Raw genomic sequence first — 24,430 nt, 5'->3', positions numbered from 1 at the left:
AATAGCAAAAATAGACTGAACTTTCGGTTCAGCCTATTTTTTTTTACTTTATATAATTAAACGCCGTAATTTAGCGTTGGGACTTTTTTAAGGTAATTTTAGTGGGTGGATACTCATTATTTAAAAAATTGCTCAAATCGCCTGATATTTCGTTCTAAGTTGTCTTTTATTGTGAAAACAACTATAATATTGATATGTCATTAATGGATAAATCTAATAAATAGGGTGTTAACTATGTCTGAAAAAATTAAACTAGAAACTGAATTTATTACTTTAGGTCAACTTTTAAAAGATGAGGGAGTCATTGCAACTGGTGGTCAAGCCAAATGGTTCTTGAGAGAAAATTCAGTCCTTGTTAATGGCAGTCCTGAAGATCGTCGTGGTAAGAAATTACGCACTGGGGATGTTGTGGTTGTCGGTGATCAAACTTTTGAAATTGAATAAATGTTTGTAAAAGAACTTAAACTTCAAAATTACCGCAACTATGAATCCTTACAAGTCAATTTTTCACCCGCAATCAATGTTTTTTTGGGAGAGAATGCTCAAGGCAAGACCAATTTATTAGAGGCTATGTATTTTTTAGCTTTGACGAGAAGCCATCGAACATCAAATGACAAGGATTTAATTAGATGGGGCAGTGATTTTGCAAGAATTTCAGGAACAGTGATCAAGGATAATTCCAGTCGTCTGAAATTGGATCTGGTCATAAGTAAGTCTGGAAAAAAAGCCAAATTGAATAATTTAGAGCAACGTAAATTATCCAGTTACATTGGTAATTTAAATGTTGTTCTTTTTTCTCCAGAGGATCTTTCAATTGTGAAAGGTAATCCAGGAATTCGTCGCAAATTCATTGATATGGAATTTGGCCAAATGTCGGCGCAGTATTTGAAGACGATGAGCCAGTTTCGATCAGTTTTAAAACAGAGAAATGCTTATTTAAAAAAACTTCAGCATCATCAAGCTCACGATATGATTTATTTAGATGTTTTATCAGATCAATTCTCAGCGTATTGTGCGGAAGTTATTTTTTCGCGTTTACAATTTTTACAAAAGTTACAAAGTCATATTGAAAATATTCATGCAAATATAACTGAGGACAATGAAAAGTTAAAAATTGTTTACAACACATTTTTCAAGACTGACGGAAAAACCCTTGAAAATATCTATAATATTTTCAAAGAAAATTTCAAAAAAAGTTATCAAAAAGAAATTCAACGTGGAGTAACGCTTTTTGGTCCTCATCGTGATGATATTAAATTCATGGTCAATGATAAAAATGTTCAAGATTTCGGATCTCAAGGTCAGCAACGTTCAGTCGCATTGAGTTTGAAGTTGGCAGAGGTTGAGTTGATTAAAGATCAGGTAGGGGATTATCCAATTTTATTATTGGATGATGTTTTATCAGAATTGGATCATAAGAGACAGACACATCTTTTGTCGTCAATTAAAAATGGAATTCAAACTTTCATTACGACGACTTCAATAGATGATGTCGATCCGGAATTGGTTAAGAATCCTAATATTTTAAATATTAATAATGGCAAAGTTCAACAGGAGGAGATTTAATGGCTGAAGACAGAAAAGCTGAGCTGGAAAAGAAAGAAGAAAAAGTCGAAGAATATGACGCGAGTCAAATTCAAGTTCTTGAAGGACTAGAGGCTGTTCGTAAACGTCCCGGTATGTATATCGGTTCTACTAGTAAGCAAGGTTTACACCATCTTGTTTGGGAAATTATTGATAATGGTATTGATGAAGCTCTAGCTGGTTTCGCTACAAAGATCGAAGTTACTGTTGAACCAGATAACTCCATTACAGTTACCGATGATGGACGTGGTATTCCGGTCGATATTCAAAAGAAAACTGGAAAGCCCGCTCTTGAAACGGTTTATACAATTTTGCACGCTGGTGGTAAATTCGGCGGTGGCGGATACAAAGTATCTGGTGGACTTCATGGTGTTGGTGCCTCAGTTGTTAACGCCTTAAGTAGTGAATTGGACGTTGAAGTTGTCCGTGCCGGTAAACGTTATGGTATCGACTTCAAGCGTGGCAAAGTCAATCATGCAATGCATGTTTTAGGCGATGCTGAAGAATTTGAACATGGTACGCGTGTTCATTTTGTTCCTGATCCAGATATCTTTACTGAAACTACAGTTTACGATGATAAGGTTTTAACAACTAGAATTCGTGAATTGGCTTTCTTAAATAAAGGTTTAAAACTTACATTTACTGATAAAAGAGCTGATACTGCTGAAAAATTAGTTTTCCACTATGAAGGTGGTATCAGAAGTTACGTTGAATACATGGATAAGGATAAGGAAGTTCTATTTGATGAACCAATTTATCTTGAAGGTTTCCAAGACGGAATAACTGTTGAAGTTTCCTTGCAATATACCGATGAATATCATACTAACTTGATGACTTTCGCTAATAATATCCACACTTATGAAGGTGGTACCCATGAAGTTGGTTTCAAGACCGCTTTAACACGTGTTATTAACGATTACGCTCACAAAAATAAATTATTAAAAGATACTGAAAAATTATCTGGTGAAGATGTTCGTGAAGGGATGACTGCTGTCGTTTCTATCAAGCATCCTGATCCACAATTTGAAGGTCAAACTAAAACTAAACTTGGTAATAGTGATGCTAGAACAATTACTGATCGCTTGTTCAGTGAACACTTCTCCAAGTTCTTGATGGAAAACCCTGGTGTAGCTAAGAAGATCGTTGAAAAAGGTTCTCTTGCTACTAAGGCACGTCTAGCTGCTAAACGTGCTCGTGAAGTAACTAGAAAGCAAAATGGATTGGAAATTAGTAACTTGCCAGGTAAATTAGCTGATAATTCAAGTAAAGATCCTGAAATATCAGAATTATTTATCGTCGAGGGTGATTCAGCCGGTGGTTCTGCTAAAACTGGTCGTTCACGTTTGACTCAAGCTATTTTGCCAATTAGAGGTAAGATTTTAAACGTTGAAAAAGCTTCAATGGATAAGATTTTAGCCAATGAAGAAATTAGAACGTTATTTACAGCTATGGGAACTGGTTTTGGAGAAGATTTCGATATTTCCAAAGCTAGATATCACAAGGTTATTATTATGACCGATGCCGATGTCGATGGTGCCCATATCAGAACTTTACTTTTGACTTTACTTTATAGATATATGCGTCCGGTTGTTGATGCAGGATACGTTTATATCGCTAAGCCACCTTTGTATCAAGTTCGCCAAGGTAAGATGATGAGATACTTTGATACTGATAAAGAAAAAGATGACTTTGTTGAACAATTACCACCAAAGCCAGAACCAAAGATCCAACGTTACAAGGGTCTTGGTGAAATGGATGCCGATCAACTATGGGAAACAACAATGGATCCTGATAAGAGAAGATTGGACCGGGTTAACCTTGATGATGCTATTGAAGCTAATGAGATTTTCTCAATGTTGATGGGTGATAAAGTTGAACCTAGAAGAGAGTTCATTGAAGCAAATGCGCGTTATGCAGAAGTAGATTACTAGGGAGGATGGCAATTTAATGGCAGATCATAGAATAGAAAATGTTAACCTGACTGAAGTCATGAAGAACTCATTCGTTGACTACGCTGCCAGTGTTATCGTGTCACGTGCGTTACCTGACGTTCGTGATGGTCTCAAACCAGTTCATCGCCGTATTCTTTATGGTATGAATGAATTAGGTGTTACACCTGACAAACCATACAAGAAGAGTGCCCGTTTCGTTGGTGATATTATGGGTAAATATCACCCTCATGGGGATTCGGCTATTTATGAATCAATGGTAAGAATGGCTCAGGATTTCAGTTATCGTTATCCATTAGTTGACGGACACGGAAACTTTGGATCAATTGATGGTGATCCACCTGCTGCTATGCGTTATACCGAAGCTAGAATGAGCAAGATGGCAGTTGAAATGTTGCGTGATATTAACAAGGATACTGTTGATCTTGTACCTAACTATGATGGTGAAGAAAAAGAACCAATGGTTCTTCCAGCAAGATTCCCTAACCTTTTGGTCAATGGGGCTACTGGTATTGCTGTTGGTATGACAACTAATATCCCATCACATAACTTAAAAGAAGTTATCGATGCTTTGCACATTTTGATGAGAAATAAAGATGCAACGGTTGCTGATTTGATGAAAGTTATCCCGGGACCAGATTTTCCAACTGGCGGAATTATCATGGGTCGTTCTGGTATCAGAAAGGCTTACGAAAATGGTAAGGGAACTATTATTCTTCGTGCTAAAGTTGACGTTATCACGAAGAAGAGTGGTGCTGAACAGATTATCGTTACTGAGCTTCCATACATGGTCAACAAGGCTAAATTAGTTGAGAGAATCGCTGAATTAGCTCGTGAAAAGAAGCTTGAAGGTATTACTGACTTGAATGATGAATCTGACCGTGAAGGTATGCGTATCGTTATTGACGTTCGTCGTGATATGAGTGCCTCAGTGGTTTTGAATAATTTATACAAATTAACTCAATTACAAATTTCTTATGGTATCAACATGGTTGCTATCGTTGGTAAGACACCAAAAGTCTTTTCACTTAAAGGTATTTTGGTTGAATACTTGAAGCACCAGGAAGTTGTTATTAGAAGAAGAACTGAATTTGAATTAAGACGTGCTCAAGCTAGAGCTCACATTCTTGAAGGTTTGAGAATTGCGTTGGATCATATTGATGAAATCATCAGTATCATCAGAGGTTCACAAACATCAGCTGTTGCTAAGCAAACTTTGATGGATAAATACAAGCTATCAGATAAACAATCGCAAGCTATCCTTGATATGCGTTTGGTTCGTTTGACTGGTTTGGAACGTGAAAAGGTTGAAGCTGAATATCAAGAGTTGTTAGTTAAAATTGCTGATTTTCAAGATATTTTGGCTAAACCTGAACGTGTTGACAAAATCATTTATGATGAATTGCTTGAAATTCAAGATAAATTTGGAGATCCTAGAAGAACTGAAATTCGTGCCAGTGAAGTAGCTAACATCGAAGATGAAGATTTGATTGAAGAAGAAAACATCTTGGTTGTCTTGACACATAATGGGTACATTAAACGTTTGTCAGCGGATGAATTCCGTGTTCAAAATCGTGGTGGCCGTGGTGTTCAAGGAATGGGAGTTCATGATGATGATTTCATTGAACAAATGATTTATACATCTACTCATGATCGACTATTATTCTTCACCAACGCTGGTAAAGTCTATCGAATCAAGGGTTATGAGGTCCCCGAATATGGTCGTACAGCCAAAGGGATTCCAGTTATTAACTTGTTGAATATCGAAAAGGGCGAAAAGATCGAAACAGTTATCAATGTTGATAAAGATGTCGATCCTGACAACTCATACTTGTTCTTTGTAACCAAATATGGAACTGTAAAACGCACTCCTGTAAGTGATTTTGCAAATATCAGACATTCAGGTCTACGTGCTATCACCTTGAAAGATGAGGACGAGTTGAATAATGTCTTCCTAACTGATGGTGATAAAGTTATCATTATTGGAACTCACAAGGGTTATGCCGTAACTTTCAGTGAAAGTGATGTTCGTCCAATGGGAAGAACTGCTGCTGGTGTACGTGGTATTAAATTACGTGAAGAAGATTATGTAGTTGGCTCTTCAATTGCTGAATCAGGACAAGAGATTCTAACTATTTCCGAAAAGGGATATGGTAAGAGAACCTCTGTCAGCGAGTATCCAGTCAAGGGACGTGGTGGTAAAGGTATTAAGACTGCCAACGTTACTGAGAAAAATGGACCTATTGCCGGATTAACAGTAGTTGATGGTGATGAGGATATTATGTTGATCACTAATAAGGGTGTTATGATTCGTTTTGACGTTCAAAGCGTTTCACAAACAGGCCGTGCAACATTAGGTGTTAGATTAATCAAAGTTGATGATGATGCAATTGTTTCAACAATGGCTAAAATTGCTGATGACGATTCAGATTCATCTGATGATGATTCAGACACTGATTCTTCAGAACAAACAAATGAATAAATAAAGTAAATCGTTTCTGCGTAGTTTAGATATGTATCCAATTAGGGATGCGTGTCAGGCAGAAACGATTTTTTTATTGAAATTCATTCTAGTATTTACAAGGCATTTATGATAAAATTATATTTCGTGAGTATAAAATGAAGTTAATTTATGCTCCTTGTTCTTTAATTAGAACCATTAGACCATAAGGAGGTGTACAGTCATGGCTGAAGCACATTACGAAATCACATATATCATTAAACCTGATATGGAAGAAGACGCAAAGAAGGTATTGATCGATCGTTTCGATAAGATCCTTACTGACAACGGCGCCAAAGTAATCGACTCAAAAGACTGGGAAAAGAAACGTTTAGCATATGAAATTGCTAACTACAAAGAAGGTATCTACCATATCATCAACGTAGATGCTGACAACGATGAAGCAATCAACGAATTCGACCGTCTTTCAAAGATTGAAGATAACATTCTTCGTCACATGATCGTTAGACGCGAAGACTAGTCTTGTTTCACGTGAAACATTTAAGGAGGCAGATTAATGATTAATCGAGTAGTTTTAGTTGGACGCCTGACACGTGATCCTGAATTGAGATATACTGCCAATGGCGCAGCAGTTGCAAGTTTTACAGTTGCTGTCAATCGACAATTTACCAATTCTCAAGGAGAACGTGAAGCTGATTTTATCGGTTGTACTATTTGGAGAAAAGCCGCCGAGAATTTTGTTAATTTCACTAAAAAGGGTTCACTTGTTGGTATTGATGGACGTATTCAAACAAGTTCATATGATAATCAACAAGGACAAAGAGTTTATAGAACGGATGTTATTGTAGAAAACTTCTCGTTACTTGAATCTCGTGCCGAAAGTGAAAGAAGAGATTCTGGCAACGGTAATTATTCAAATGCTAATCAAGCACCTAGCTACAACAATAATTCTAATCAATCAAATCAGTCTCCATTCGGAAACAATAACAGTAATAACAACAGTTACAGCAATAATAGTGCTGGTAACAGTGGTAATTATAACAATAGTAACAACAACTCAAATAACAATAATCAATCTAACAATTCTAACAACAATAATGGCGATCCTTTTGCTGATAAAAGTAAACCGATTGACATTTCTGATGATGATTTACCATTTTAATATAGAAGGGAGCAATCAATAATGGCCCAACAAAGAAGAGGCGGACGTAGAAGACGTAAAGTTGACTTCATCGCTGCTAACCATATCGAATACATCGATTACAAAGATACAGAATTACTAAAGAGATTTATCTCAGAACGTGGTAAGATTTTGCCAAGACGTGTTACAGGTACAAGTGCTAAGAACCAACGTAAGCTTACTGTAGCTATCAAGAGAGCAAGAATCATGGCTCTATTACCATTCGTTGCTGAAGACTAATTCTTTATAACTTCAAATCTAATTTAGATATGAATAATTGAATATTCAATTAAAAAATAAGATTCCAGTATTCTTCTGGAATCTTATTTTTTTGTATGCCATGAAATTAACAATAAAACAAGCAATTGATAAGCTTGAGAATTAAAAGAAGTCATATAGAGAAAAAATTCAGGTTGTTATATAAAAATATATTAAGTGTAAATAAGATTCGAATCATATTAAACCTAAAGAATAAATCACGCAATTATTATATATTTAATCGAATATTTATGATGATAACTCAATAGATTTATAATTTAAATTTATCTTTATAATATTTTGATTATTAATTAAAAATCAAAGGAAGATTATGATAATGGTGTTTCGAGAGAAAAATATCGTATTTTATATTTCAAAATAAATATTCGAATTAATATTGCCATTCTATTCAAATTCATTTAATAGATGATATTTGTCTAAATTATTGAATAATATAATGATGAAAATGACAAAATCAATATTTTTATTTCAAATTTTTATCAAAATATAGCCTATATAAATTTTAATAATTAAAAAATTGCTAAAAAGAAGCCAAAAACTATGATATTATCAAGAGACAATCGATTTAATAACAGTAGTAATTATGCAAAGTATAAATATTCATAAAAAATCAATTGTGTTTCCAATAAGGATATTTTGTCACTGATGAGGTAATTCATAAATATATATCATGATATTTTTATGTGAATTAGTAAACATCAATCTTTAAATTCTACAGTATAGGCGGTGATCTTGTGTTTATTAAAAAAATATATATTAATAAATTAATAGTATTTCTATTTTATTTATCGATAGTGTTCTTTTGTTTAATAGCAAATACTAAGATTGTGAAAGCAGACGCTTTAGAAGGTATATCTCAAACATTAAATTTAAGTGAAAATGTGGATAGTGTTGAGGTGAATCAGCCCTATAAAACGGATTTTTGGGATCAAATAGAAAAATTAGGTGATTTTGATTTAAAAAACGAAAAAATTAATACTGAGTTAAGAAGTCTTAGAGTACAATCAAAATCTAGTGATCCGGTATTAAATGTTGATGGTGATTCTGTTACTGTTAATAGCTGGCAAGATTTTATTGATGCCGCCAGTAACACATCGGTGGGAAAAATAATTATTGGTGTTGATTTAAAGGCTGCTAACAATAGGGTTAGTTTTCAAAATAATAAAGTCGTTGTCTTTAATGGACACAGTATAGATATGTCTAGTAGATATTTGAATACTAACAATTATCAAATTAATTTTGTTGATGCATCAATTAACTCAACTGGGTCAGCCATGTTAAGAGCCACTTCGAATGCTGAAATTATATTTTCTGGGATAGGTTCTTTAACCGGGTCAATTTTGAATACTAGTAATATTTATACCAATTTAAGTTTTACCAATGCCAACTATGTAACACAAAATACAAGTGCCAATCCTACGATTAGATTTCGAGGATCATCAGGTGGAGATCTTTCTATTAAGGATTCAACAGTTACAGATAGTTCCAGAGGTTTTTACTATAGTTCTACATCGGACGGTTTAACGAAAAATATCAATATAGATAATTCGACGGTTAAATCAACTTATCCCTCGGGAACTTCAAACTATTTTATCAGTACGAGTGGGACCTATACTCAAACAGGTATGACATTTAAAATGACTAATAATTCAAACGTAAATGTTGACAAAACAAATCAGGGAGATTTTAACGCTCCAGTTTATCTGTTTGGAAAGAATACCAAAATTATGTTATCTTCAAATTCTAAGTTTACAGTAAATAATCCTAATGGATCTGCTATAACGGAATCCGGAGTGGGAAGTACTTTTGATGTCTCTGATGAAGGCACTGAATTAAATGCTTCTCGTTCGGGAGCATCAACTAATAATAATGCAGTTATCCGATTTGCATGGACAGGGGAAATGACATTTGATATAAAAAATCATGCTAAAGTTTCAATTAATCAAAATGGAACCCTTAATACATATGGAATTCGTATGTATGGTGGTGGCAATAATATATCGGTAAGTAATGGTGCTGAATTTAATTGTATAAATAATTCAACTAGTGGAAGTCCGGGAGTTTGAGATAGTGATGGTCAAGGAATATATTATGCTGGTGGTGGAAATTCAAATTCTTTTAAACTAGATGGTACAGATTCTCAGGTTCTTATTAGTGCAAATAATGGACCGGCCATATCTTCATCAACAAGAATTGATATGACAGCTGGTAATGGAACTTCTTTTGTAGCACGTGGATATTATCCTGGTAATGCAATCTTCTATTCTTCAAACATATTGAATTTTAATATGGAAGTACCCAGATATTTTGATTTTATGAATACTGCTTCTACCGGAACGGGAGCGGGTGGAACTTTATTCAACTGTGCCAATACTAGTCAATTTAGTCATGGTAATATTCCACTATCTGTATGGTTGTCGACATCAAATGTTCAGGGATCTCCCACTAAAAGTTGGAATTACGTTAATGCTACTTATTCTGGGGTTAATTTTACTAAGTTCACTACAACTTCTTCTGATGCCAGTTTTAGAGAGTTCCTAGGAAGTAATTTAGGACTATCGAAGTTAGGAAGAATGACAGCTAATACATCACCTGCGCAAGTGAAGAATGCCCCTGATCAACCAACTAATGCGGATTCATATGTTTGGGTACCAACTTTAATGCCTGCTGAAAATAATGCATATCGTCCTTCATATGACAACGAGGTTTATGCTGAAGTTCAATTGACTTATCCAGATGGAACTACAAAAAATGCAGTTGGAGCATCTATTCAGCATCAAAAATATTACGAATACAATACTTCTACAATTGATGGTGCTATCAAAATACCAGTTAGTAGTTTTGATAGTGACAAAAAATATTTGGAAATAGGAACTAAAATAAAAATTTTAAAACTATGGAGAAATGATCCTGATTATAATTCAAACAATGCCATAAAAACAGATATTAACAATGAAAAATATAATCAATATAAGGAACAAACGGTTATAGATAGGACACCACCTGATCCAGTAAAAATAAAAAATAATGTAAAGGAAATTTCTCAATGGTCTAAAGAAATCGAAGGTACAGGTGAACCGGGAGCGTCATTAAATTGGAAGATAATTCATCATAATGGTGATGCTGATACAGTGTACTCCAATGCTACGACAGTAGATAATGACGGGAATTGGAAGATAAGCAATATCTCTGGAATTTTAAACGATGATAAAGTTGTTATCTACTTAACTGACAAGAATTCAAATACTACTCCATTTTCGGAAACGGTCTTTCACGATACTACATTTTTGCCAGCTACTGTGTTGAATGTAGGTGGAACTAACACTTTGACTTTAGACGTTACTAAGAATTTAGATTTTGGAACCATCCCTGCGTATACGCATTTGATAAAGGTACCGGTAACGAAAGAATTTAATGTAACTGTTAATGATGATAGAGATCCTTCTCATACTAATAATTGGAAATTAATGGCTAAAGCATCAGATTTTAAAACAGATCAAGTGAAAGTAAATGACGGTGACCTTGGTTTACAGATAAGTGATGCGAATAATGTTCTTAATATTACCGATGTTGATTCATTAATTAGAGAGCAACAAACCACAGATAGCTATAGAGGCGCGACAAATCTTGATTTGATAAATGGACCTCAAAAAATAAATTTAAAAAGTAATGGAGTTAATTATTCTGGCAACTATACAAGTACGATAACTTGGACGGCAACAGACAGTTTATAGTATTTCACGACACTATAAATAAATGGCAGAGAATAAGTACAAAGTAATCCTTTCATGGTTTTCGGATGAAATTATGAAAGGATTTTTTATATTTAAAACTAAGTTTTTAAAACAATAAAAATTGGAAAATCTCTATCTTAAATATTAATTTGATGGATGTGCCTTCTCTATGCAAAACTGTTTTTTTGCATAGAGAAATATGTATATGTTATCAAAAAAAATTTCTAAATAAGGTTCGAATTTTATTTGAATATAATAAATATGACACATGATTATTATGTTTTTAATCGAATAATTAAAAGGAAATATTTCCCTGAAGTTACTCATACATAACTGAAATAAACTAAAAGTATTGATTAAATTGGGAAAATGGTTTTCTTGCTTTATCATTTTGTAATACATATATTTTTAAAATATTGCAAAAATATTTAAAATGGGATAAAAATTTGTGTTATTATCAAGGCACAATCAGTTTATAAATGTATGGGGGGTTATGAATATGAAGGATAATAAATATAATTTCAATAGAAATAAATTAATATTTTCTGCTGTTACAGGATTGGCTCTTGGAGCGTATGGCTTAATTTCCTTTAATTCCACAAATACACTTGCGGCTACAGAATCTAATACACAGGAATCAACTATAAATCCATTAGATAATGCCAAAGTAACTGTGTCACCTAGAAATAATAATTTAGCAAATGATCCTACAGAGAATACAATCACACTTGGTGTTTATAAAGTAAATAATCCGGATACTAATGTGGTTTATCCGAATTATCTATTGGTATCTTATAATCTTAATACTCATCAAACATAGACTATGAGTTACGATTCATCGGGAAATGTTACTAACCGTAAAATTCTGACCACATCTCCTCAATTACTCGGTTTTGGAAATTACGTATATGGCTCATTAATAAATAATAATGGTTCTTACCATATTGATGGTAGTGGTAAGGCATCACTTAAAGTTTTAAGGGCTGTATATTTATCTAATGTAAACACTGACGCTTTTGTTGATCAGTGGTATGGAATGACTGCTAAAAATAGTTCCAATTTCATGCTTCCAAAGGAAACTAAAATCACTATAAACTACAAAGATGCTAGCAATGGTAACAAAGTAATCTTTTCAAAGAATATTCAGGAATATTCTGGGCAAAACTATTCCGTCAGTGCAGATAAAACTCTACCTGGTTACATATTTTCAAAAGCTGAAAATGAAAGCGGTTATATTGGATTGTCACCCGTAACTGTAAATTATTACTTTAATAAGGTTTCATTATCTGACTTGAAACAGAATGCCAGTGATGCCATTGATAAAGAAGCTGCCCGTATAAAGGATTTGATTTCCAATGATGGTTCATTAAGTGCCGCTGAAAAAGCTACCCAAAGTTCCAATGTTGATAAAGATGCTTCAACAGCGAAAGATAATATTAATAAAGCTACTAATTCTGATGAAGTCGCCAATGCTCAAAGTAATGGTATCGCAACAATTGATGCCGATCATAAAACTGGTAATTTGGACACTATCAAACAAAATGCTAACGATGTAATTGACCAAAAAGCTAAAGAAGTAAAAGATACTATATCTAAAGATAATACTTTAACCGCTGATCAAAAGGCAATACAATCGGCAAACGTTGATAAAGATGCTGCTGCAGCTAAGGAAAATATTAGTAAAGCTACTACAGCTGACGATATTAACAAGGCTGAGAATGCTGGATTAGGTGCGATCGATGCCGATCATATAACTGGTAACATTACATCTTCTAAACAAGCCTCCAAAGATATCATTGATGCAAAAGCTGCTAAAGTTAAGGCCGATATTGCAGCTGATAATACCTTAAGTGCTTCCGAAAAAGCCTCTCAAACTGCCAATGTTGATAAAGACGCTGTTGCAGCCAAAGAAAATATTAGTAAGGCAACTACAGCTGACGACATTTATAAAGCTGAGAATGCCGGAGTGGCCGCAATCGATGCTGATCACGTAACTGGTGATTTAGAAGCTTCTAAAAAGAATGCTATCAATTCTATTGATGAAAAAGCCGCAAAAATTAAAAGTATGATTTCCAATGATAGCACGCTTACTTCTGATGAAAAAAACACACAGATGGCCAGTGTTGATAAGGATGCACAGAATGCTAAAGATAATATCAATGTCGCTACTACTGTTGATGATATTTCTTATGCTGAGAATGCTGGTTTAGATGCAATTGATGCTGATCATGTTGCCGGTAATTTAGATGATATTAAAAATAAGGCCCTTGAAGCAATTGCTGAGAAATTAAGTAATGTCACTGATGCAATTTCTAAAGATAATACTTTAACTGCTGATGAAAAAGCCGAGCAAATTTCTAAAGTAAATGATGATGCTAAGAGTGCTAGAAATAATATCAATTCAGCTAATTCTGCCGATAAAGTTTCAAGTGCTCAAAACGCTGGGATTGCTGCAATCGATACTGATTATGTACCTAATGATTTAGATGCTATTAAAAACAGAGCTCAAGATTCTATTGATGAAAGAGCTGTCAAAGTGAAAGATATGATTCTGAATGACAATAGCTTAAGCTCTGATGAAAAATCTGTTCAAATTAAAAATGTAGAAGAAGACGCTACTAAAGCGAAGGAAAAAATTGCTAATGCTCAAAATTCAGATGAAATTTTAAGGTCCGAAAGTGAAGGGCTAAGTGCTATTGACACTGATTATCTTCCTGGCGATTTAAAAGCGGCAAAGGATAAAGCTAATGATGCGATAGACTATCAAGCCCAAGTAACTAAGAATGCTATTTCGGAAGATAAAACTTTGACTTCTTCAGAGAAATCAAAACAAATGGATGACGTTGATAGTGACGCTACTAAGGCTAAAAAAGCAATCAACGAAGCCAATGATCTGGACACTGTTTCTAGTGCCGAAAAATCTGGATTAGCTGCCATTGATGCTGATCATATTACTAATACTAACTATGGGAATGGTGGAAGCAACGGTGGGGCAAACACTCCAGTAGAGCAAAATAAAACAATTGATTTAACTCAAACTGTAGCCGTTCCAAGTAATGTAAAAATGGTTGAATTATTCAATATTTCTAATAATAAAGTTACCAGGGATAAAACACGTGCGCTAGGTTATGACAGCTGTTGGTTCAGCGACAAGGTTATTAATATAAATGGTACATCCTATTTAAGAGTTGCTACAAATGAATGGGCTAAAGCTTCTGATGTTTATCGCTATGTTAGTTTGGATGCCACTCTTTATACAAATAAAGATGCACGTTTGATCAATGCGCAAGGAGAGACTATAGCCAATAGAGGATTAGCTCATGACACAGCATGGCATACCGATAGAATTGCTTATTTAGAAAAGGATGCAAATACTTCTCAATCTAATAACAATTTAAGGAAATATTTCAGAGTTGCTACAAATGAATTTGTTTCTGCAACCGATGTGTACATCAAGTAATTAGATTTTTAATTTTCATACATGCTAAAAGAGTATGGAACGTCTGTTAAAAAAATAGTATAAAACCATATACAAAACGGCCATACTCCAATGAAGTGTCTGGAATATGGTCGTTTAAGTATGAATTTCAAATGTCATTTAATAGGAGATAACGTAATTAGAAGGCTTGATTTTAAGAGGAGATAAAAATGTTAAAAAAAACTATTCAGCCAGTTATTCTTATGTTACTTTTTGTTTTTAGCTTATCTTTTATAGGCGAAAACGAAGTATTGGCTGCAAAAAATGATATTACTTCTGAACAACAAATTTTCTCAAATTCTAATAAGACACGAAATAAATCTAATTCCAGTGGTTCATTGAATTTAAAATCTCTTTTGAGTACGCCGCTGCCCTTATCATCTGAAAATCTTAGTGATCCCTCTTCAATAAATGATAGCAATACAGTACATGTTAGTACTGCTAATGAATTTTTAGATGCTGTTTATAATAGTGACGATGGTAGGAGTACCGCAACTTATAGAACCTCTAGTAATTCAGGTTCACATGTGCAGAAGATAGTCCTAGATAATGATATTAATTTTGCAGATTCCACTTATTCTGAATATAATAGTTTAGCTCTTGCTGCTCACTACACGCCTGAATATGTTAAACATGAAGTTCTGGTTATTGACGGACAAGGGCACAGATTGGATATGAATAACAATTCTATTTCTATTGAAAACAATCAAAATCAGACATGGACCTTAGAAAACATGACAGTGACTTCATCTTCATATTGGGGACCCATAAGAACTAATATAAGTAATATAAATATAAATTATAGTAATATTTCGTATTATGGTTCACAATTAATTTGGAGTAGTACACTACCCAATATTAAAGTGAATATTTATGGAAATGTAAGTGTTCATTCATTATATTCTTATAGTACTTATACTAAAAAGAACCCTACAGGAGTTACGTTATTGTGTGATGCGGCTGGTAATCAGCAAAATATGCAGACAGGTGACCTAGAATTACATGCAGGAGCTAAGTATTACGGCGAAACTTATAATGGTAATGTCTTAGAACTAGCTGGTAATTTGACTTTGGATGAGGGAGCTACTATGGAATTGCATCCTCATGGCATTAGTGCTGAAGATAGTCCGCGAGGAGGATCAGGATATGGGATATATTTGATAAATGCAAATGCAATTATAAATTTGTCAGATGATTCTCAGATTAATATTGATTGTGATAATAAATATTTGGTAGCTCCAAGTATAGGTAATAATACCATTACTGTACAACCCAATAACCCAGACTATATTTCTCCAGCTCTCTATTCTCAGGTAAACTCTAAAATACAAATGAACGGAAAAAATAGTAACTTTAATATAAATGTGGTTGGTTCAGTTTATGGGAATAATCCGGCTGCCTTTATAGTAGGCATGACTCAAGACATATCAAATTCTTCGAACTTTTCTGTGAATGTAAGTAATCCTGGTGTATACAATCCAACTTATGGCGTAGTTTATATTGGTAATAATAGTAATATAAATGTCAATGAGAATGGCGGATTTGAGGTAAAAACTGATCCATTAGTTGGTGGATATTTGATGTATATGCCTTATGCTAACTTTAATATAACTAGACCGAAGAGCTTTCTACTGGATAATGGAGGTAGTCCTAATAGTAAAATACTGTTTATGAATAATGATCAATATATTAATGCACAAGATATAATAGCTTCGGCTAATGGATATTCTTATGATGGAAAACAAGCAATATCGTTTAGTGATATTCCATTGCATAAGATGTTTCTCGCTAATGTTATTGGACAGTATTTTTCCTATCAAAAAATTAGGACGTTTGGTAGGTATAAGGACTTGTATAATATAAATCAACAGCTCTTAAATGCAACAGATAGTGGAAAAAACTACACTAGAGAATTTAATAAATTACAATTTACTAAGTCACCTAATCCTACTATTTCTATGACGAAACGTTACACAGATAAGACTGATCCTAAACTTACTGGTAGTGTGAAAGATGACGATGGCAATGTACTTGTTGGTGCATATGTCAGGATATATTTGGATGATGATAAAAATAATAAGGATAAATACATATCCCCAATAAATTCATTATCTAATCTTTCGGATGATGATATTGCTAATATAATTAACTCTAAAACTATTTTAACAAGTGCATCTAAAACAGATATACCTACCGCGGGGACAGGTAATGGAACAAGCTTTTCTAATAAAACTATAAAGACTAGTGACTTTACAACTGCTACTAGTAGCTCAAGTCAATATAATCAGTTTAACAACTACCTAAATGCTAATGGTGCACTAAGCACGGCATTTAATAATATATCAACCGTTTACGAAAATTATCCTTACGTTGCGATAACTGATAAAGATGGTAATTTTAGCTTTAATGTTCCTGATTCTGTTTGGGATAAGATTGGATCTAGTTATAAGTTATTAGATGTGATTGCTTCATATAATGGTGGTAATAGTAATGTGAAACAGGTGGGGTTAAATAATAGACCTAACTTGAGCATTGATAACAATATGAAAGATTTAACTTATGCGAACTCTAATATAGATGGAAACAATTTAAAATATGTGTACCAAGGATCCTCTATAGAGGATGGAGATATTTTACAGTTTAATAATTTATTGAAAAATAATTCACCTGATGTTCCGATAAATAATTTCACATATATTCAACCAGTACCTAGTTCAATGGATACAGATTCTTTACAAATATCATACGATGATGGTAATACATTTGTTCCCCTTACATCTGATAAGTATAAAGTTACGGATACTAATTATTTAAGTGCCGATGGTAGTAAGACAGAAAACTATAAGAACATTTGCTTAAATAACATATCACTAAGTGCTAATAGTAGTATGAATATTTCTATAAAAGGAACTTTGCAAAATAAAGATGGAAAATACGGTGGTAATAATATAAGCTTTTCTCCATATATTTTGGATGGTACTTTAGATTCAGATAGTGATAATTATTATTCTTATGTACCAGCTAAAGGGAAGGAAGATAATATTTCCTACTCTTCAGGAGATAGTTTTAATTTTGTGCCGGAGGATATAACCTTTGGTAATGTTACTTCGTATAAGAGAGGCTGGGTATCTGGAAAGAGTGTAGAACCCAATAATCTAGCTCTCAAGATTACAGATAATAGAAGAGAAAAAAATAATATTAAAATGTATGTTAGTCAACAAGATGATTATTTTGTAAATGAAGATAATTCTAACTATAAATTTGAAAATAAATTAGTTTATAAAAATGGAGATTCAATATTTGATTTGAGTCAAAGTCCATATCAAATTATAAATAGTAGTAATCCCCAAAGTATTTATTGGAATGATAATCAAAAAATCATGATGAAAATGAATTTAAATAATCAACCGGCCGGTAAATATACAACTACTTTAACCTGGACTTCAACAGATAGTTTATAAACTAATCGAATTTGATAATTTGAGTGGCTATGTCCTTTAAGGAGATTGAATTATGAAGATTTTAGGCTTGATATTTGTTGTTATTTCAATGATTTTTTTGATAATATCAAGAACACTGAGAAAAACTAGGTTTTTTGTATTTAAAGATACTAGTATGATTTTTCAATATATTATTGCCATAATTTTATTGGCAATAGGAGTTATTTTTTTATATTTTTCAGGAACGTTTAATTAAAAATATAATATTGTAGGTCAAGTTGGGTAAGAATGGTTGCCCACTTGGCCTTTTTAATAAGAATAATGTCCATTTTACAATAGTTTATTTTTGCGTTATTATGCATAACACTTTTAATAACTTCACTATCAAAAGGTGTTTGTAATGTTGGAATCAGTTAACACCAATATCCCACTAGTTTGTAAGAATTATTACCTATTTTCAGTAAATATATAAATGAAGAAACGGATTACTTAGAATAAGCAATTGAAATGAACCCCTTGAGTTGGAGAAATCCAACCAAGGTTTTTTTCTATGGCTAAATATAATATTGAAATAAAAATAGGGTCTAAGTCAAATCATGTTGGTAAGACCTTTTACTAAGAATCGTGCCTTAATTGGTATGGTTCTTTTTTTATGCCCTTAGTTGAATGCGAATAAAGAAATGCATCTGATTTTTAAATCCAAAACAACCACGTTTTAATGCCTTGATTTTTCGATTGATTCCTTTTTATATTTTTTGATTTTCGTTTGGTGGCAAAAATCGCGGTTATAAAGGATATTATAGATGTCCTTTTTTTGATTGGTATAAAAAAATCATGTCAATAGAATTAATCTACCAACACGATAAAGTTTAGACCCTTTATTTTTTATGAATAAAATGATAACGGTTACTAAAAATATCATATATAGTTGACACAAAGTCATATATATTTTATATTAAGAATGTCAAATATATATGACTTTTGAGAAAACAGGTGAATTAATGAATCGGGTTCGTGAATATCGCCGTGCAAAGAAATTATCGCAAATGGCTTTAGCGGAAGAAATTGGAGTTGCACGCCAGACGATTAATTTAATTGAAAACGGCAAGTATAATCCATCTTTAGATTTGTGCTTAAAATTGGCTTGGGTGTTAGATACTGATTTGAATACATTATTTTGGAGAGATGAAGATGAAGAAGAATAAGGTTCTGAAATGGTTTTTCGGTGTACAGGATACTGTTGATGAATATGTAAAAAAAGAAATCGGACGTATATCTACTAAGACCGTATTTATTTTATTTATTTTTGAACTATTTTACGTCGGATTAACTTATTTTTTTGCTAATAGCGGATTGATCACTGATTTTGAATCCTATTTTTATCTGACATTATTCATTCAATTTATCGGAATTGTAGTGATCTTTTTAGGCTTCTTGATGTTGAACTTTAATCGAAAAAATTCAATCCCTTTTGAAGTGACGAATCAAAAAGAAAGAGAAAATATTATCTCCTTACTTAAAAAGAAGTATGTAAGGTCTGCTCCTATTTCATTTTTAATATTCTTATCTATTAGTACTGTTTTTGATTTTTCAAAGAATAATTTATTTAAGCAAATGTTCACTCTTCAAAAAATGACTGGAGCGGTGATCTGGACAATTCTTTTTAGTTTAATTATGTATTCCTTTGAAAAGGGAGAAATACGGATAGCTAAGGAAATGAAATAAAAGTTAAAGTATACCTAAGTTTTGGGGGAGAAAGCATGAGTAAATTAGATAAATTAGTAATCAAATGGTTTTTAGGATCAACAGCAGTAGTTGATGAAAGAACTAAAAGTGAACTGGGAAAGCTTGCAATACGGACAGTATTTGTATTTTTTATGTTTGAATTATTTTTTGCCTTTGGATCAATGGTTTACTTAACAAACTCAAATGTAATAAGTTATGAAAATATTCTATATATTACAATGTTTATTCAAATACTGATGACTTTCATAATTACATATGGTTTTATTTACATCCCCTTAGCCAAGAAAAAATTACTTAGAAGAGAAATCAGTTCTGAGGAGAAAAAACAAGTTACTAAGGAAATCAAACATTCTTGGGTTAAACTGGCACCGTTATTATTTCTTGCCTATTGGATAGTGGACACGATGGTTAATTTTGGATTAAATAGATTCTTTGAAAATTTATTTAACTTAAAACAAATTATTTCTGCACTAATATTTACATTGATTTTTAGCATCGGAATGTATTTATATGAACGTAAGAGAGTACATGTAGTTAAAGATGATATTTGATTGATAGACACCAATGGTTCACTGATTTAGTGAAACTTGTTGGTGTTTTTGTGTTCGCTTTCAATTAAATATATATATGAAGAAAGAACAAGCCGGCTGTGATAAAATTAAGAGGTATATCTAAGAGGGGACTAATATGAAAAAGATAAAGGCTAATCTGAAATTCTTCCTTTCGCGAGTTGATCATTCGACTCAACTTACGGCGGTCTCTTTGATTGTTATGTTATTGTCGATACTAATAGTTGGTTTGGTTCACGGCTCTGTAGCTGGTTATATTCAAGCCATATTAGTTATCATTTCATTAGTTTTATTTGTTTACTTATTCCTATTATTAGGTGAAAAAGCAGGTAAATATACTAACAATTTACAATATCGAATTGATCGGGGAACAGACAATAGTTTTGTAGAGTATCCATTGGGAATATTGTTATATGATGCTGATAAGCAGATTCAATGGGTAAACCCTTATTTTGTTGAAGAAACAGGATTTAATCCATCTAACGGCATGAGTATCGGAGATATATCATCTGAATTATCCAGTTTGATTGATGATGAAGAACATGCTGGAAATAAGACGATTCAGATAGATGACAAGTATTATTTAGTTCAAGTTCAAACTGAATTAAAAGTTATCTACTTGATGGATATAACGCGCTATTCTAAAATTGAAAAACGTTATGAAGACAATCGTTCAGTTATTGGGCAAGTATACTTAGATAATTATGCTGAAATCACTCAATCAATGAGTGATCGTGATATTTCTAATTTGGACAATTATATTACGAATGAATTATCAAATTGGGCATCAGAGCAACAAATGTTTTTGAAGAGAATTGATGATGATCATTTCTTTATTACTGCCTACACAGGTCGAATTTTTGATATGGAGAAAAATGGCTTCAAGATCTTGGATGTCATTCGTGAATATACTTCACAACAAAATGTACCTTTGACTTTGAGTATGGGATTCTCGTACGGAGTCGATGATTTGCATAAATTAAACGATGAGGCTCAAAAGAATCTTAATTTGGCTCTAGGACGTGGTGGAGATCAAGTTGTCGTTAAAGAAATTGGCGAGAAAGCTCGTTTCTATGGTGGCAATACTGACCCTATGGAAAAGAGAACTAGAGTCCGGGCTAGAATGATCAGTGAAGCATTACAAGAGCTATTGAAAGATAGTGATCAAGTCATTGTTATGGGACATTCACATCCTGATATGGATGTTTTAGGTTCATCCCTAGGTATTAGAAGAATTTCGATGATGAATAATACACCATGCAAAATCGTTATTAATCCTAATACCCTTCACTCAGATGTCAGTCGTCTGTTGGGTATGATTGATGAAGATCCAGATATTAAGAAAGATATTATTTCTCCAGCTGAATCAATTGAAATTAAAACACCTAAGACTTTGATTGTAATGGTTGATCATTCTAAACAAAGCATTTCAATTAATCCAGATTTGTTTAATGGCGATAATAATAAAGTCGTTGTCATTGATCACCATAGACGTGGCGAAGAATTCCCTGAGAATCCAATGTTGATCTATATTGAACCATATGCTTCATCAACTAGTGAGTTGATTACAGAAATGCTTGAGTATCAACCTAAGAATAAGAAGGCTATTGAAAAGATTGAGGCTACTGCTTTGTTAGCAGGTATTACTGTCGATACTAAATCCTTCTCACTTAGAACAGGTACGAGAACATTTGATGCTGCAAGTTACTTACGTTCAGTTGGTGCAGACGAGACTGTTATTCAGAATGTCTTGAAAGAGAATATAGATTCATTTATTCAAAAGAGTCATTTGATTGAAACGATTACGATGGTTAATGGTAATATGGCTGTATGTTTTGGCGAAGAGGATAAAACATACGATCCAGTTATCGTTGCTCAAGCGGCTGATACATTGTTATCATTAGATAATGTTGAAGCATCATTTGTTATTAGCAAACGTCCAGATGGTCGAGTCGGTATTTCGGCACGTAGTTTGGGTAATGTTAACGTTCAAGTTATTATGGAAAAACTTGGTGGTGGTGGACACTTGTCTGACGCCGCAACTCAAATTCCTGATTCAACGGTAGAGGAAGTTAAGAATCAATTGGTTGATGTTTTAACGGCTTCGAATAAAAAGAACTAAGAGGAGGATCATTAAATTATGAAAGTTATTTTCCTAGAAGATGTTAGAGGTAAGGGTAAGAAGGGCGAATTAAAGAATGTTGCTGACGGTTATGCCCAAAATTTCCTAATTAAAAATAAGAAAGCTATTGAAGCAACTAAGGCTAATGTAGCTAAGTTACAAGCTGAACAAAACCGTGAGGCTAAAGACTATGAGGCTGAAAAGGCTGAAGCTAAAGTTTTGAAGACTAAGATCGAAGACGATAAGACAGTCGTTGAAATTTCTGCCAAAGCTGGTACTGATGGTCGTCTCTTTGGTTCTGTTACAACTAAGAAGATTGCTGAAGAACTCAATAAGCAATATGGTATCAAGGCTGATAAACATAAGATGACACTTGCTGATGGCGTTAAGTCACTTGGATACATCAATGTTCCTGTTAAGTTGTTTGAAGGTGTAGAGGCCACAATTAGAGTTCACGTTGCTGAAAAGAAGTAGGATATAAATGAATAATGATATAACTTCAAGAATACCGCCCAATGATAAGGATGCTGAGCAAGCCGTATTAGGAGCGGTATTTCTTAGTCAAGATGCTTTAATTGAAGCAATGGAATATGTTGAAGCAGATGATTTTTATCAACATGCTAATCAATTAGTATTCCAAGCTATGATGAATTTGAATGATGAAGAAGAACCCGTCGATGTTGTGACGGTTCAAAATGAACTTGATCGTTTAAATCAGATTGAAGATATTGGTGGAGTAAGTTATTTGGCTGAGTTGGCTAGTGCAGTTCCAACTGCTGCTAATACAACTTACTACGCTAAGATCGTCAAGAATAAATCAACTTTAAGACGCTTGATCAATGCGGCAACAGGGATTGTTCAACGAAGTTTTGAGGGTGATGAAGATGTTGACAGTATCATCGATCAGTCTGAAAAAGAAATTATGGATGTTTCAGAAAATCGAAATCATAAAGGTTTTAGAAGAATTTCTGATGTCGTAAAATCTTCTTTTGAGGAAATTGATAAGCTTTATGATCAAGATAGCGATGTTACTGGTCTTTCAACTGGCTATAAGGATCTTGATGCCATGACTACTGGTTTGCATAAGGATGAATTAGTTATTTTGGCTGCCCGTCCGGGTGTTGGTAAAACTGCCTTTGCTTTGAATTTAGCGCAAAATGCTGCGACTAAGTCGAATGCAACGGTAGCGATATTTTCTCTAGAAATGGGTGCTGAGTCTTTAGTTAACCGTATGCTATGTTCTGAAGGTAGTATTGATGCTAACGCTCTGAGAACCGGAAAATTGGACGAGAATCAATGGAACAGTCTGGTTGTAGCAATGGGAAGTTTGTCACGTACCAATGTGTATATTGACGATACTCCTGGTATCAAGATGGCTGAGATTAGATCAAAGTGTCGTCGACTTCTTAAAGAAAGTGGTCAACTTGATTTGGTTATTATTGATTATTTGCAGTTGATTGAAGGTACTGGTCAAGAAAATAGACAACAGGAAGTTTCTGTTATCTCTCGTAATTTGAAAAAATTAGCAAAAGAATTACATGTACCAATAATCGCATTATCACAGCTTTCCCGTGGTGTTGAAGCTCGTCAGGATAAAAGACCAATGTTGTCAGATATCCGTGAATCTGGTTCAATTGAACAGGATGCTGATATCGTTGCTTTCCTTTATCGTGATGATTATTATCGTGATGAGGATGGCGATGGTGACAATAATAATGAACCACAAGAGGAACCAGAAGACCCTGATGTAGGTGAAGTTGAAGTAATTATCAGTAAGAACCGTTCAGGTCCTCGTGGAACGGCCAAGTTATTGTTCGTGAAATCTTATAATAAGTTTTCATCGATAGCGAATATTCCAGAAAATTAAATAGTGTAGGTGTAGAAGAGA

Annotated in this window: 19 protein-coding genes; 18 read left to right on the top strand and 1 reads right to left on the bottom strand. The window is 33.5% G+C overall.

Annotated elements, in window-relative coordinates; all coding sequences use genetic code 11:
• The first annotated feature begins 234 nt into the window (after positions 1-234).
• The 12 genes from yaaA to LAB100_RS11190 all read left to right on the top strand — a co-directional run bounded on the left by yaaA (position 235) and on the right by LAB100_RS11190 (position 18,126).
• Entirely contained in the window at positions 235-444 is a 210-nt protein-coding gene (gene yaaA / locus LAB100_RS11245) for a S4 domain-containing protein YaaA (RefSeq protein ID WP_119327493.1), read from the top strand.
• A complete protein-coding gene (gene recF, locus LAB100_RS11240; RefSeq protein ID WP_119327494.1) occupies positions 445-1,566 on the top strand; it encodes a DNA replication/repair protein RecF in 1,122 nt (373 codons plus the stop codon).
• Positions 1,566-3,515: a DNA topoisomerase (ATP-hydrolyzing) subunit B gene (gene gyrB, locus LAB100_RS11235; protein WP_119327495.1), complete on the top strand. Its 1,950-nt coding sequence runs from the start codon at positions 1,566-1,568 to the stop codon at positions 3,513-3,515. The genes recF and gyrB overlap by 1 nt, the downstream gene beginning before the upstream one ends.
• 16 nt (positions 3,516-3,531) lie before the next feature.
• On the top strand, positions 3,532-6,015 hold the full coding sequence (gene gyrA, locus LAB100_RS11230) for a DNA gyrase subunit A (protein ID WP_119327496.1): 2,484 nt from the start codon (positions 3,532-3,534) through the stop codon (positions 6,013-6,015).
• Between the two features lie 202 nt (positions 6,016-6,217).
• Positions 6,218-6,514, top strand: a complete 297-nt coding sequence (gene rpsF / locus LAB100_RS11225) for a 30S ribosomal protein S6 (protein WP_119327497.1) — start codon at positions 6,218-6,220, stop codon at positions 6,512-6,514.
• A 36-nt stretch (positions 6,515-6,550) separates the two neighbouring features.
• Positions 6,551-7,156, top strand: coding sequence for a single-stranded DNA-binding protein (gene ssb / locus LAB100_RS11220; protein ID WP_119327498.1), 606 nt, complete (start codon positions 6,551-6,553; stop codon positions 7,154-7,156).
• A 21-nt stretch (positions 7,157-7,177) separates the two neighbouring features.
• Complete coding sequence (gene rpsR / locus LAB100_RS11215; protein ID WP_010017915.1) at positions 7,178-7,414, top strand: 30S ribosomal protein S18; 237 nt, start codon at positions 7,178-7,180, stop codon at positions 7,412-7,414.
• Positions 7,415-8,187: 773 nt separating this feature from the next.
• Positions 8,188-9,519, top strand: coding sequence for a hypothetical protein (locus LAB100_RS11210; protein WP_162894272.1), 1,332 nt, complete (start codon positions 8,188-8,190; stop codon positions 9,517-9,519).
• Positions 9,520-9,651: 132 nt separating this feature from the next.
• On the top strand, positions 9,652-11,187 hold the full coding sequence (locus LAB100_RS11205; protein WP_119327500.1) for a hypothetical protein: 1,536 nt from the start codon (positions 9,652-9,654) through the stop codon (positions 11,185-11,187).
• A gap of 499 nt (positions 11,188-11,686) precedes the next feature.
• Positions 11,687-12,007, top strand: a complete 321-nt coding sequence (locus LAB100_RS11200) for a hypothetical protein (RefSeq protein ID WP_119327501.1) — start codon at positions 11,687-11,689, stop codon at positions 12,005-12,007.
• Positions 12,008-12,010: 3 nt separating this feature from the next.
• Complete coding sequence (locus tag LAB100_RS11195; RefSeq protein ID WP_119327502.1) at positions 12,011-14,647, top strand: DUF1542 domain-containing protein; 2,637 nt, start codon at positions 12,011-12,013, stop codon at positions 14,645-14,647.
• A gap of 188 nt (positions 14,648-14,835) precedes the next feature.
• Positions 14,836-18,126 carry a pectate lyase-like adhesive domain-containing protein gene (locus tag LAB100_RS11190; protein ID WP_119327503.1) on the top strand — a complete coding sequence of 1,097 codons (3,291 nt, stop codon included), beginning with the start codon at positions 14,836-14,838 and terminating at the stop codon, positions 18,124-18,126.
• A 629-nt stretch (positions 18,127-18,755) separates the two neighbouring features.
• On the opposite strand, the gene LAB100_RS11815 is transcribed toward LAB100_RS11190, so the two are convergent.
• Positions 18,756-18,845 carry a hypothetical protein gene (locus LAB100_RS11815; protein WP_119327519.1) on the bottom strand — a complete coding sequence of 30 codons (90 nt, stop codon included), beginning with the start codon at positions 18,843-18,845 and terminating at the stop codon, positions 18,756-18,758.
• Between the two features lie 261 nt (positions 18,846-19,106).
• Between LAB100_RS11815 and LAB100_RS11180 the strand changes: the two genes are divergently transcribed.
• The 6 genes from LAB100_RS11180 to dnaB all read left to right on the top strand — a co-directional run bounded on the left by LAB100_RS11180 (position 19,107) and on the right by dnaB (position 24,409).
• Complete coding sequence (locus LAB100_RS11180; RefSeq protein WP_119327520.1) at positions 19,107-19,310, top strand: helix-turn-helix transcriptional regulator; 204 nt, start codon at positions 19,107-19,109, stop codon at positions 19,308-19,310.
• Complete coding sequence (locus LAB100_RS11175) at positions 19,297-19,830, top strand: DUF3278 domain-containing protein (protein WP_162894273.1); 534 nt, start codon at positions 19,297-19,299, stop codon at positions 19,828-19,830. Before LAB100_RS11180 ends, LAB100_RS11175 begins: the two co-directional genes overlap by 14 nt.
• A 35-nt stretch (positions 19,831-19,865) precedes the next feature.
• Positions 19,866-20,402: a DUF3278 domain-containing protein gene (locus LAB100_RS11170; RefSeq protein ID WP_119327506.1), complete on the top strand. Its 537-nt coding sequence runs from the start codon at positions 19,866-19,868 to the stop codon at positions 20,400-20,402.
• A gap of 136 nt (positions 20,403-20,538) precedes the next feature.
• A complete protein-coding gene (locus tag LAB100_RS11165; RefSeq protein WP_119327507.1) occupies positions 20,539-22,542 on the top strand; it encodes a DHH family phosphoesterase in 2,004 nt (667 codons plus the stop codon).
• Positions 22,543-22,560: 18 nt separating this feature from the next.
• Entirely contained in the window at positions 22,561-23,016 is a 456-nt protein-coding gene (gene rplI / locus LAB100_RS11160) for a 50S ribosomal protein L9 (protein ID WP_119327508.1), read from the top strand.
• 7 nt (positions 23,017-23,023) lie between these two features.
• Positions 23,024-24,409, top strand: a complete 1,386-nt coding sequence (gene dnaB / locus LAB100_RS11155; RefSeq protein ID WP_119327509.1) for a replicative DNA helicase — start codon at positions 23,024-23,026, stop codon at positions 24,407-24,409.
• Positions 24,410-24,430: the final 21 nt, after the last annotated feature.

Origin of the sequence: Companilactobacillus musae (genome assembly GCF_003967595.1) — a bacterium.
Lineage (GTDB): Bacteria > Bacillota > Bacilli > Lactobacillales > Lactobacillaceae > Companilactobacillus > Companilactobacillus musae.
Note: the sequence above shows the minus strand (reverse complement) of the source record. Positions and strands in the feature narration are given on the sequence as shown.